General features: G+C 72.3%; 9 protein-coding genes. 7 read left to right on the forward strand and 2 right to left on the reverse strand.

The genetic code is table 11. The features are described from left to right. Positions 1-171: 171 nt before the first annotated feature. The 4 genes from ACIBJG_RS00625 to ACIBJG_RS00640 are packed head-to-tail and all read left to right on the forward strand — an operon-like array spanning position 172 to position 8,424. Positions 172-1,749, forward strand: a complete 1,578-nt coding sequence (locus ACIBJG_RS00625; RefSeq protein ID WP_399302422.1) for a TIGR02677 family protein — start codon at positions 172-174, stop codon at positions 1,747-1,749. Then, positions 1,746-2,990 carry a TIGR02678 family protein gene (locus ACIBJG_RS00630; RefSeq protein WP_399302424.1) on the forward strand — a complete coding sequence of 415 codons (1,245 nt, stop codon included), beginning with the start codon at positions 1,746-1,748 and terminating at the stop codon, positions 2,988-2,990. The genes ACIBJG_RS00625 and ACIBJG_RS00630 overlap by 4 nt, the downstream gene beginning before the upstream one ends. Then, the gene (locus ACIBJG_RS00635) at positions 2,987-7,171 is read left to right on the forward strand and encodes a TIGR02680 family protein (RefSeq protein ID WP_399302426.1); all 4,185 of its coding nucleotides are present in this window, start codon (positions 2,987-2,989) and stop codon (positions 7,169-7,171) included. The genes ACIBJG_RS00630 and ACIBJG_RS00635 overlap by 4 nt, the downstream gene beginning before the upstream one ends. After that, complete coding sequence (locus tag ACIBJG_RS00640; protein WP_399302428.1) at positions 7,162-8,424, forward strand: TIGR02679 family protein; 1,263 nt, start codon at positions 7,162-7,164, stop codon at positions 8,422-8,424. Before ACIBJG_RS00635 ends, ACIBJG_RS00640 begins: the two co-directional genes overlap by 10 nt. A gap of 67 nt (positions 8,425-8,491) precedes the next feature. Here the strand turns inward: ACIBJG_RS00640 and ACIBJG_RS00645 are convergent, their stop codons facing one another. Together ACIBJG_RS00645 and ACIBJG_RS00650 are read right to left on the reverse strand one after the other, a co-directional pair. Further along, positions 8,492-8,701: a hypothetical protein gene (locus ACIBJG_RS00645; protein WP_399303260.1), complete on the reverse strand. Its 210-nt coding sequence runs from the start codon at positions 8,699-8,701 to the stop codon at positions 8,492-8,494. 68 nt (positions 8,702-8,769) lie between these two features. Next, complete coding sequence (locus ACIBJG_RS00650; RefSeq protein ID WP_399302430.1) at positions 8,770-9,078, reverse strand: hypothetical protein; 309 nt, start codon at positions 9,076-9,078, stop codon at positions 8,770-8,772. Positions 9,079-9,255: 177 nt separating this feature from the next. Here ACIBJG_RS00650 and ACIBJG_RS00655 point away from each other — a divergent pair, with 177 nt between their 5' ends. The 3 genes from ACIBJG_RS00655 to ACIBJG_RS00665 all read left to right on the forward strand — a co-directional run bounded on the left by ACIBJG_RS00655 (position 9,256) and on the right by ACIBJG_RS00665 (position 11,761). Further along, on the forward strand, positions 9,256-10,098 hold the full coding sequence (locus tag ACIBJG_RS00655) for a helix-turn-helix domain-containing protein (protein ID WP_399302432.1): 843 nt from the start codon (positions 9,256-9,258) through the stop codon (positions 10,096-10,098). Continuing rightward, positions 10,080-10,289: a DUF397 domain-containing protein gene (locus ACIBJG_RS00660; RefSeq protein WP_399302434.1), complete on the forward strand. Its 210-nt coding sequence runs from the start codon at positions 10,080-10,082 to the stop codon at positions 10,287-10,289. The genes ACIBJG_RS00655 and ACIBJG_RS00660 overlap by 19 nt, the downstream gene beginning before the upstream one ends. Before the next feature lie 239 nt (positions 10,290-10,528). Next, on the forward strand, positions 10,529-11,761 hold the full coding sequence (locus tag ACIBJG_RS00665; RefSeq protein WP_399302436.1) for a protein kinase: 1,233 nt from the start codon (positions 10,529-10,531) through the stop codon (positions 11,759-11,761). Positions 11,762-11,838 lie beyond the last annotated feature (77 nt).

The raw sequence follows: 11,838 nt of genomic DNA on the forward strand, positions 1-11,838 counted from the left end.
GAAGGCGGACCGGAACAGCCATGGCCACACCAGGTCAGCGACAGCGAGAAGGGTCGCCGATGGCCGGGAGTCACCATTCAAAGACCGTCGGCTCACCACATAGTGGCACTAACCAGACAACTGCTCTGGTTCCTGTCCGGGAGCACCGCCGCCACGGCACAATGGCGGGCGATGACCAGCACCACCGCTCCAGGCTCCGGGCCGGACGGGTTCAGCCCCTTCGCCCACCTCACCGTGCAGAACACCGCCCTCTACCGTCAGGTGATGCGGGCGTTCGTCATGGCCAAGGAACACTTCGCCGTGCATCTGCGCCCCGAGGACGTGTACGCCGCACTGCCCGGGGAGGTGCGGCCGGCTGAGCTCGACGGGGTCGTCAAGGCACTGGACAAGCTGGTCGAGTGGGGGAACCTGCGGGCCGACCCCGACACCGGACGGGTCAGCGCCGTCGAGGACTTCTACCGCAAACGCTTCATCTACCAGCTGACCCGGGCCGGGGAGGCGGCCGAGGAAGCCCTTGCCGCCTATGACGAGGCGCTCGGGCGGCGGGGCGCCCTCCAGGCCATCGCTCTGCACGACATCGTCACGCAGCTGCGAGCCCTTCTCGTGCTCACCGCCGACGAGCAGCCGGACCCCGGCAAGACGTACCTCGCGTTCGACGCGCTGGCGAGCCGGTTCGCCGCGCTCGCCGACAACGCGCGCGCGTTCATGAGCTCGTTGCAGCGCACCATCGACCTGCACGAGGTGGAGGAAGCGGTCTTCCTCGCGTACAAGGACCGCCTCATCCAGTACCTGGAGCGCTTCATCCAGGACCTGATCACCCTGGGCGGGCGCATCGCCCAGCTCATCCTGGAGCTGGAGGACTCGGGCAGGATCGAGGTCCTGCTCAGGGCCGCCGCCGGTCGGGAGGCGGCCGACGCCGCACCCGAGGACGCGGAGCCCGCCGCACAGCAGGCATACGCTCACTGGGCCGGACGCTGGGACGGGCTCGCGGTGTGGTTCCTCAGCCGCAACGGCCGCGAGTCGCAGGCCAGACTGCTGCGTGGCCGTGCGCTGGGCGCGATTCCGCAGATGCTGGCCGTCGTCCGTGTGCTGGGGGAACGCCGAGCCGGCCGGTCGGACCGTTCCGCCGACTTCCGCACACTCGCCCGCTGGTTCGCCGAGGCCCCCGACGACGCCTCGCGGCACCAGCTGTGGCGGGCGGCCTTCGGGCTCCACCCCGCCCGGCACCTCACGGCCGACGCGGACACGCTGGCCGCCCGCCTGGCCGCACCGGTGCCCGCAGCCACTGCCTGGTCCGCCGCGGAGCCGCTGCGGATCAGCCCCCAGCTGCGCCGCACCGGAAGTTACGAGCGTCGCGGCAAGCCCCGCAAGGTCGAGGACCGCCAGGAGCGACGTCGCCACCTCGCCGAGGTGGCGGCCAAACAGGTGGCCGAGATCGCCGCCGCCCGGGACCACCTCGTCACCGACGGCGCGGTCAGGCTGTCCGAACTCGGTGAGCTCGACCCGGTGTCCTTCGGGCTCTTCCTCCAACTGCTCGGTGACGCAATGGCCACCTGGCGGCCCGGTATGCGGCAGACCGTGGCCACCAGCAACGACGGCTCCATGGAGATCAGGCTCAGCGCTCTGGCCGAGGGACCGGCGGCGGAGATCCGTACGCCGTCGGGAACGTTCCGCGGGCCTGACCACCTCATCGAAATCATCGACCTGACCGACGGCGACGGGCCGGTGTACGGAGGAAGCGCACGATGACCACGCCACCGGCCGAAGTGCTCGACGGGCAGCGCGCCGCCGAGCTCCGCAAGGCCGCCCGCGCCCTGCTGAAACAGCCACTGCTCCTGGCCCATGGCAAGCACGCGGATGAGTTCCGGCTCGTGCGACGGCACGCCTCCGAACTCCGCGAGTGGTTCGACCGCAACACCGGCTGGCCGCTCCACGTGGACGCCGAAACCGCCCGGCTGCGCAAGATCCCCGGCGTGCTCCACGACTCCACACACCCCGCACGCGAGGTGACCCGCGCCGCAGCCCCCTTCACCCGTCGCCGCTACGTCCTGCTCTGTCTGGCCCTGGCAGCCCTGGAGCGCGGCGAGTCCCAGATCGCTCTCGGCCGTCTCGCCGACCAGGTCGTCCTCGACGCCACCGATCCCGGGCTGGTCGCGGCGGGCATCCACTTCACCCTCGACCGCCGGGACGAGCGCCTCGACCTCGCGGCCGTCGTACGGCTCCTGCTCGACCTCGGCGTGCTGCGCCGGGTCGCCGGAGACGAGGACGCGTACGTGAACGGGGCGGGCGACGTGCTCTACGACGTCGAACGCCGGGTACTGGCGGGGCTGCTCGCGACCCGTCGTGGGCCCTCCACCGTGCAGGCAGAGGCCACCGCCGACCGAATGGCGCAGCTCGTCGCCGAAACCGCCCTCGACAGCGAGGAGCTCCGCTTCCGCGCGATGCGGCACGCACTCACCCGCAGACTTCTGGACGACCCGGTGCTCTACTACGACGAGCTGAGCGACACCGAACTCAGCTATCTCACCAGGCAGCGGGGGTTCCTCACGGCCCGGGTGGCCGAACTGACCGGCCTGGTACCAGAGATCCGGGCCGAAGGCATCGCCATGGTCGACCCCGAGGACGACCTCACCGACGTACGGATGCCCGAGCAGGGCACCCACGGCCACATCACCCTGCTGCTCGCCGAGTACCTGGCGCGGGCGGACCGGCCGGTCACCACCCACCAGCTCACCCAGCGGGTGCGGGAACTCGCCCTCGTGCACGGCACGTTCTGGTCGAAGGCCGCGCGGGAGCCGGGCGCGGAGGCCGAGCTCGTCGAGCAGGCCGTCGCCCGGCTCGCCGCCCTCGGCCTGGTCTCCCGGACCGCCGACGGGGCCGAACCCCGCCCCGCGCTCGCCCGCTACGCGGTCGGCGAACCCGTCGTACTCGAACCAGGCACACCCGGCAGCACACGCATGCCGGCACAGCGAAAGGCCGGTCAGGCGTGACCAACCCGCTTCCCGAGCCCCTCCGTACCCGCTGGCAGCCCCTGCGGATCGGGCTCGTCGACCTCTTCCACTACGACGTGGAGGAATTCCACTTCCGTGACGGACGACTGCTGCTGCGCGGTAACAACGGCACCGGCAAGTCCAAGGTGCTCGCGCTCACCCTGCCCTTCCTGCTCGACGGCGACCTGAGCCCGCGACGGGTGGAACCGGACGGTGACCCCGGAAAGCGGATGGAATGGAACCTCCTCCTCGGCGGTGAACACCCGCACACCGAGCGCCTCGGCTACACCTGGATCGAGTTCGGCAGACTCGACGCGAGCACCGGGGAGAGCCACTTCCGAACCCTGCTGTGCGGACTGAAAGCGGTGAGCGGACGCGGGATCGCCCGGCACTGGTACGCGGTCACCGACCGGCGCGTCCAGCACGGAACCGGTGCACCCGTGGAGGGGTTCCTCAGCCTGGTCGACGCCACCGGCACAGCCCTGACCAGGGACCGCCTCGTCGAAGCCGTCGCCGGCCACGGCATGGTGTACGACCAGGCCAAGACCTACCGCAGAGCTGTGGACGAGGCCCTCTTCGGGCTCGGCGAGCAGCGGTACGGCGCCCTGGTCGACCTGCTGATCCAGCTGCGCCAGCCCCAGCTGTCCAAGCGCCCCAACGAGGCGGCCCTTTCCCGCGCACTCACCGAGGCCCTGCCACCGGTGGACCAGGCCGTGATCGCCGACGTGGCCGAGGCGTTCCGCTCACTCGACGAGGAGAAGACCGAACTGGCGGCCGCCTCCGCGGCGGAACGCGCCGCCGCCGGCTTCCTGGAGCACTACCGGCGCTACGCACGCGTCGCCACCCGCCGCCGCGCCCGGCTGCCACGCGCCGAGCACTCCCGCTACGAGCAACGCCAACGGGACCTCGCCGAGGCGCAGGCCCAGCAGGCCGGGGCCGAGGAGGAGCGGCAGGCGGCAGCCGACCTCATCGCGAGGCTGGAGGAGCAGCAGAACCGGCTTCGCGCCCAGGACGCGGCCCTGCGGGAGAGCCCCGAGATGCGCAGCGCCAGAAATCTGGAGCAGGCGCACTACGAGGTGGAGCGCACGGCGCGTGCGGCCGAGCGGGCGGACAGCGACCGGGACCAGGCGGCGCGGCTGCACCACAAGGGCCTGGAGCGCCTCGGCGCCGCCGAGAACCGGCTACGGGCCGCTGACCGGCACGCGCAGGACACCTACCGGCAGGCGGCCAAGGCCGCGGACGCCGCCCGGGTCGTCCTGCCAGGTGACGGCCTGTCCGACGACGGACTCGCCCCGAGTGAACTGCGAAGCGCCGTCGACGAGTCCGTGGAGCGGGGCCGGCGTGCGCTCACCCATGTGACGGGTCTCGCCCGGACCGCAGCGCGCGCCTCGCAGGAGCGGCGCTCGCTGGCCGTCCGGCTGGACGAAGCCGATGCCGACCATTCCACGGCTGCGGCGGAGCTCGGCCTGGCCGAGGAGGACGTGGTGCGCGCCGGACGGGCGCTGCTGGACGAGGTCCGCACCCGCGCCCGTGGCTGGACCGAACTCGCCTATGCGGATGAACCCGGCCTGCTGGACGAACTCCAGGAATGGGTGGGCCGTCTCCACGGCCCGTACCCGGCGCGGGCCGAGGCCGCGCGCGCCCACAGCGCGACATCCGCGCGGCTGGCCGAGCAGGCTGCCGCCGCCGACCGGCGCCGGGCCGAACTCACCGGGCAGGCCGACGGGCTGCGACAGGAACTGACCGCGCTGGTGGCCGGCGGGCGACGTCCGCCGCAGCCGCCGCGCACCCGCACCCCCGGTCTGCGCGAGCGACTGACGGGCGCCCCCCTTTGGCGGCTGGTGGACTTCGAGCACGGGCTCTCCGAGAAGGACCGCGCCGGTCTTGAGGCCGCCTTGGAGGCGTCCGGGATGCTGGACGCCTGGGTGCTGCCCAACGGCACGGTTCTCACCGCCGACAGCCACGAGGTGCTGCTCGCTCCGGCCGGAGCTCCGCTACCGGGCGCGTCGCTCGCGCACCTGCTGCGTCCGGCCGTGGACCACGGGGACTCCGGGGCCGCGGCCGTGGGCGAAGAGACCGTGGCCCGGCTGCTCGCCTCGATCGGCACAGGGCGGGAAGCCGGTGCGGTGGGCGCCGGGCAGGGGGGCGCCGGGCCGGAGAACGAAGCCGCAAGCTGGGCCGCGGTCGACGGGCGCTTCCGGGTCGGTGCGCTGACCGGCCGGTGGGCCAAAGCCGCCGCCGAGTACATCGGTGAGGGCGCGCGGGAAGCTGCACGGCGGACCCGTATCGGCGTCATCGAGGCCGAACTCGGCGTCATCCAGGGCGAACTGGAGACCCTCGCGGAACTGGCCGCCACGGTGGCCGCTCGCCGCAGGGTGCTGGACGCGGAGGTGGCGGACGTACCCGACGAGACCGCCCTCACCCGCGCGCACGCGCGGGCGGCCGCCGCCGCAGACTCCCTGCGACGGACCGGTGAACGGCGCGAGGAGCGGGCCGCCGCCCTTCTGGAGGCGGCCGAGCGGAGCGAGTCGGCCGCGGCGGGGCTCGCCCGGACCGCCGAGGACCTGAGGATGCCCGCCGACGAGGAAGGTCTGACTGCGGTACGTGAGGCACTCGGCGCCCTCGCCGAGGTGCTGGCCGCCCTCTGGCCCGCCCTGCGGGAACGCGGCGAGGCCGGCGGCCAGGTCGCGGACGAGCGTACCGAGGCCGGGCAGGCCGCCGAGCGCGCCGCAGAACTCACGGAGCGCGCGAAGGAGGCGGAGCAAGAGGCGGCAGCGGCCGACGAACGCTTCACTACCTTGCGTTCCACGGTCGGCGCCGCCGTTGATGAACTCCAGCGCCTGCTGGCGCAGACCGCGGAGGCGTCGCGCACGTGCGAGAGCGAGCAGCAGGCCGCCCGCCGGCGCCATGCCGAGGCCGACCGGGCGGCGGGCAAAGCCGAAGGCCGTATCGAGCAGTTGCATGAAGGGCTCCGGGAGGCGGCCGAGGCGCGTACGGAGGCGATTGCCGCACTCCAGCGGTTCACCGCTACCGGGCTGATGGCCGTGGCGGTGCCCGACATCGAGGTGCCCGCCGTGGACGACGGCGCATGGGCCGCCACCCCCGCCATCGCGCTGGCCCGCGCCATCGACGCGGCACTGGCCTCCACCGACGACTCCGACAGCGCCTGGGAACGGGTGCAACGCCGGCTCAGCGAGGAGTTCAAGACCCTCCAGGACACCTTGTCCCGGCACGGTCACCGGGCGTCCGCCCGGATGGTGGAGGACGGCATGGTCGTCGACATCACCTACCAGGGCCGCGAACACGCCGTACCGGACCTGGCCGCGGCACTGGCTGTCGAGGTCGGCGAACTGGCCCGCATCCTGTCCGCACGGGAACGGGAGATCCTGGAGACCCACCTGGTCACGGAGGTCGCGGGGACGCTCCAGGAGCTGATCGGCGCGGCCGAGCGGCAGGTGCGGGACATGAACGTCGAACTGGAGGAGCGGCCGACCTCCACCGGCATGCGGCTGAGGCTGGTGTGGCGCGCATCCCGCAAGGCCCCCGCCGGGCTCGCCCCGGCCAGGGAGCGGCTGCGCCGGTCGGCCGACGTCTGGACCGCCGAGGACCGCGCGGCCGTGGGTGAGTTTCTCTCGGAGCAGATCGCCCGCCAGCACACCGACGACGCCTCGGGTAGCTGGCTGGACCACCTCACCGCCGCACTCGACTACCGGACCTGGCACGAGTTCGGCGTCGAGCGGCACCAGCAGGGCCGCTGGATCCCGGCCACAGGACCCGCCTCCGGAGGCGAGCGGGCGCTCGCCGTGTCGGTGCCGCTGTTCGCCGCCGCGTCCTCCCACTACGCGAGTGCGGGCAGCCCTTACGCACCACGCCTGGTCACCCTCGACGAGGCGTTCGCCGGAGTGGACGACGACTCCCGCGCCAAGTGCCTGGGCCTGCTGCACGCCTTCGACCTCGACGTCGTGATGACGAGCGAGCGCGAGTGGGCCTGTTACCCGCAGGTGCCCGGCATCGCCATCGCCCAGCTGTCGCGGATCGACGAGGTTGCGGCGGTGCTCGTCACCCGGTGGGAGTGGGACGGCACACGGAGGTGGCGCGGTGCGGATCCGGTGGGGCGGGAGCACGCGGTTCCCGCACCCCGTGCCGAGGCGGCCGACGCGTCGGAGCCCCTGTGGAACTGACCCCCGCGAGCCCCGTGACGGCGGCCGTGACGGTGACGGTCGACGACGTACGGCTTCGCAGACTCCTCGGCGCACCCGGACTTGCCTGGCTGGTCGACCGTGCGCGCCGACGCCTGGAGCGCGGGCAGCCACTCACCGGACCGGTATCGCTGAGCTCGCCCACGGCGGACCAGCGGATGGCGGCGGAAAGGCTGTTGGGGCGAGCTCCGGGTGGTGGGCGGTCCTTGTCCGTGCGCCTCGACACGGTGGACGACCTGCTGCGCCGCTCCGGCATCAGCCCGGAGGGACTGGCCGCCGCCGTGGTGGCGCTCACCGGCCCGGTCACCCTCCTCGGCCAGGCGCGCGCCGAGGAGCAGCGGGCCTGGGCGCAGGCGTACGCCCCGCTCGAAGCCCTGGCGGACGAGGTCCCCGCACTCCGGGGCTGGGCCGAACGGCTCCGCAACGACGGGCTGGTACGGCGCCTCGCGGGCACCCCCACCGCCGCCGCCGAGCTGCTCGGTTGGACCACCACCATCATCCGGGCCCTGCCGGCGGAGCCGCCGGTGTCGCTCCCCGCGTTCGCCTCCCGGCTCCTGGGCAGTGCCCACGCCCTGGACGACGGGACTCCGCTCAGCACCCTCACCCTCTCCGGCATCCGGGCGCTGACAGGGGCCCTCGACGCAGGCGGTGCGCAGGGGCGGCGCGAGGCGTGGGCATCGGTGGGCCTGCTGCGCGACGAGCTGTCCTCGACCGTGCTCGCCCTGAATCTGCGGGGCACTCCCGCCCTGGACTGGATGGCGGACGCCGGCGAGCCGGCCGTACTCACTCTGCGGCAACTGACCCGGTGCCCGCCCGGCTCGGCGCCGCCGACGGTCCGGATCTGCGAGAACCCGGCGGTGCTCGCCGCGGCCGCCGACACGTACGGCACGCGGTGCGCGCCGCTGGTCTGTCTCCAGGGCCAGCCGTCTGCCGCCGCCCTCGTCCTCCTAGGCCATCTCCACGTGCACGGCAGCCGCTTCCGCTACCACGGCGACTTCGACTGGGGCGGCCTACGGATCGCCGCCGCCCTGCTGCGTCGGATCCCCTGGACCCCGTGGCGCTACACCGCGGCGGATTACCGCACCGCCGTGTGCAACCTGCCATCCGGCCCGCCCCTCACGGGGGTGCGGGCCGACGCCCCGTGGGACCCGGATTTGCCGGACGCGTTGCAGGAGGCGGGGGTGCGGGTGGAGGAGGAGGCGGTGTTGGGGGATCTGCTGTTCGACCTCGGGTGAGATGAGCCACGGCTCCCGACCGTGCTGCGACGCGGTAGGCGCGCACCGGTTATGCATGCACCCCGCATCATGGGGCGTCTTCTTCAGCCCGGTCGGCCTGTGGGGATCCTCGTATGTCGCCGACACTGAGGCCGGTACGGCTGCGGGCGTTGGCCTCGGCGACGCGGGCGCTCAGCAACTCGGCGGGGCCGAGCAGCCGTAGGCGGGCCGGGTCCGCGTCCCACTCGCGGCCACCGCCGAGCGGGCGGAGCTGGAGGTAGGGACCCTCGTGGCCCATCACCAGGCCCACCCGGCCGCTCCCCACGTCACGCACGGCTGTTCCGACGCGAGGGACGCCGTCGTCGGTCACCTGGTCGCTCCGTTCCTGATCACCGCGGCGAGGGCGTGTGCCACGGGGGCGGAGCAGACGCCGAGGTGGACGAGTGCGTAACCGGCCGGCCGGGCGCTGCCGTCGCCCTCCACGTCCCGCCACGGGGTGCGTACATCCATGGCGGGCAGCTGGATTCCGGCTCCACTCAGCGCAGTGGCGAGTGCGTCGCGGGCATCGACGGCCTCCTGGATCTTGGCCGTTGTCACGTCGCCCGAGTGGGGGACGGAGGCGTTGGCCCGGGGCGTCCTGCGGGGGAGGGACGGCTGCGGCGAGAGCGGCGTCATGGGGGCTCTTCCTTCGGTTGTTCTTTCGTGGATTCCTCTGCCTGGCCACGCACCCCGGTATTACGGTGCGTGAGGGGCTCGATACGAGAATGGCCCGGTCAGGGGTGGGACACACCGAGAGCGCGGGGTGCTTCCCCGGCCGGTGAGCCACGTTCCACACGTTCCACGGAGGACGCGATGCCGACGAGGCGGGCGGTCACAAGCCGCAGCAGGGAACCACGGGCACGGTTCGCGGAGGAGCTGCGGCGCCTGCGTACCGCGCGCGGCGACAGTCTGCGGCAGCTCGGCGAACGGCTGGGCTGGGACTGGTCGTTGTTCGGGAAGATGGAGAAGGGCGAGACGGTCGGCGGCCCGGAGGTGGTGCAGGCGCTGGACCAGTACTACGAGACCCCGGGGCTGCTGCTGGCCATGTGGGAGCTGGCGATCAGCGACCAGTCACAGTTCAAGGAGCGGTACCAGCGCTACATGGCGCTGGAGGCGGAGGCTACGAGCTTGTGGCACTTCGCGGTGAGCGTGCTGCCGGGGCTGTTGCAGACGCCGGGGTACGCGCGGGAGCTGCTGGCGTCCGGCGGATTCAGCGGGGTACGGCTGACGCAGCAGGTGGAGGCGCGGATGGGGCGGCGGGGCCTGCTGGAGGGAGAAGGTGCGCCGCCGTTCCGGACGATCCTGTCGGAGGCGGCTCTTCGGACCGCATTGCGGAGCACGGAGGAGTGGCGAGACCAGCTCGAGTATCTGTCCGAGATGACAGAGCGGCCGAACCTGACGCTTCAAGTGCTCCCGCAAAGTGCCGGGTTGCATGGGTTGTCGAGTACTGACGTCTGGTTTCTTCGACTGCCGGACAGTCGTACTGTGGCGTACACGGAACATGGGTACGGAGGGGAACTCCACGAGGAAAGCGTTGCGGTGGAGCGCATGCAACGTGCGTACGATGCGACGCGTGACCTGGCGCTTTCCCCAGCCGAGTCTCAGAAATTCGTCCTGCGCATGTTGGAGGAACTGCCGTGCGATCCATCGACCTGAGCGCCGCGACCTGGCGCAAGAGCAGCTATAGCAACCAGGATGGTGGCGCCTGCCTCGAGATCGCTGATGACTTCGCAGCCGTTGTCCCCGTGCGTGACAGCAAGAACCCTCACGGCCCCGCCCTCACCTTCACCGCGACCGACTGGTCGTCCTTCGTGTCCGCAGTGAAGGACGGCTCCGTGGGCGCCTGAGCCGCCCACCGCGCGAGACGGCCCCGTTGGCCGGTGACCCGTCGACGGGGCCGTCGGCATTTCGGCGCGAATGCCCTCCTCGCGGGGCAGGCAGGTCGAGTTTCGGCCCGCTCCCCGTATTCGCGCATGTCAAGCGGCACAAGCCCCTGACGGTCTCCTATCCGGAGCGTTAGAGTGAACCTTCTGTGAAGGCGTGACGCGCCCCCACGAGAGCGGCGCGAGAGGGTGACGCGGAAAACATGACTGAGGTGCCCACGCAAATCGGCCGGTACACGGTCGAGCGGGAGCTGGGCGCGGGGGGCATGGGGCAGGTGTACCTGGCCTACTCGCCGGGCGGTGACCCGGTCGCCGTGAAGGTGATCAGGAACGACAGGCTCGACCAGGCGACCCGAGCGCGCTTCGAGAAAGAGGCGCTGATCGCCCGGACGGTCGTCGGGACCAACCGGGTGGCCCGTTTCCTCGACGCCGATCCGTACGCCGACCGGCCATGGATGGCCGTCGAGTATGTGCCCGGCCGTACCGTTCAGGAGCAGGTGGAGAGCGCCGGAACCCTGTCGGTCCCGCTCGTGGCCAGTCTCGGCGCGCTGCTGGCCGAGGGCCTGGAGGCGGTACACGCCGTCGACCTGCTGCACCGCGACCTCAAGCCGCAGAACGTCATGCTCGGTGAGTACGGCCCCATCCTGATCGACTTCGGTCTCGGGGCTTTCATGGACGCGGGCAAGAACACGCTCACCCAGGAAGGCATGATCGTCGGCACGGTGCGCTGCATGCCGCCCGAGCAGGCGCTCGGCCGCTCCCGGGTACAGGCTCCGGCCGACGTGTACGGCCTGGGCACGGTTCTGTTGTACGCGGCGACCGGCCGCTACCCGTACGAGGGCAACGGCTGGCCCGCGATCGTCGCCAAGGTGACCGACGAGTCCCACCCGCCGGACCTCTCCGGGCTGCCGGGGGTGCTCGTCCCACTGGTCACAGGCATGTTCGCCCACGCTCCGGAGGACCGGCCCAGCCTCACCGAAGTCACTGCCCAGTGCGTGGAGCTGATCAAGGGCTCAGGGTTCACGCCGATCGAGGCGCGGTATGCGCTGATCGACGTCTCGGCCCAGCCCGGGAAGGCCGGGGAGAGCTGGCCGGGTCCTTCGCCGGCAGTGTGGGAGCGCATCACCACGCAGTACGTCGACGTGCTCGACGTGCACACCCCGGTCGTGGACGAGGAAGGTCTGGACAGCCCGCTGGACCGCCCTGATCGCATCGACTCGCCTGACGACGAGGAGCAGCCGTCGTCTCCGGTCCCGGCGGGGGGCGACGCCGAGCTTCCCGTCGCGCCGCCGGGCAAGGCCCGAGCCGGTGAGCAGACGCCCCGCCCCACGGATCGGATGTCACCCGAGCCCCGCCGCAGACCCGGCCGGAAGCCGGCCTCGCAGAAGGTGGCCGAGGAACTGAGGGCCAGATACGCGATGCAGGCGGCCCTGTAGCGGGTCCGAGCGGGCGGCACCGGTGTGCGCCCGCATTGCTAGGGGGGAAGTGGGCGGGACGCCCGGCGCCGCTGCGC

This window comes from Streptomyces sp. NPDC050422 (assembly GCF_044458665.1).
In the GTDB taxonomy this organism is placed as follows: domain Bacteria; phylum Actinomycetota; class Actinomycetes; order Streptomycetales; family Streptomycetaceae; genus Streptomyces.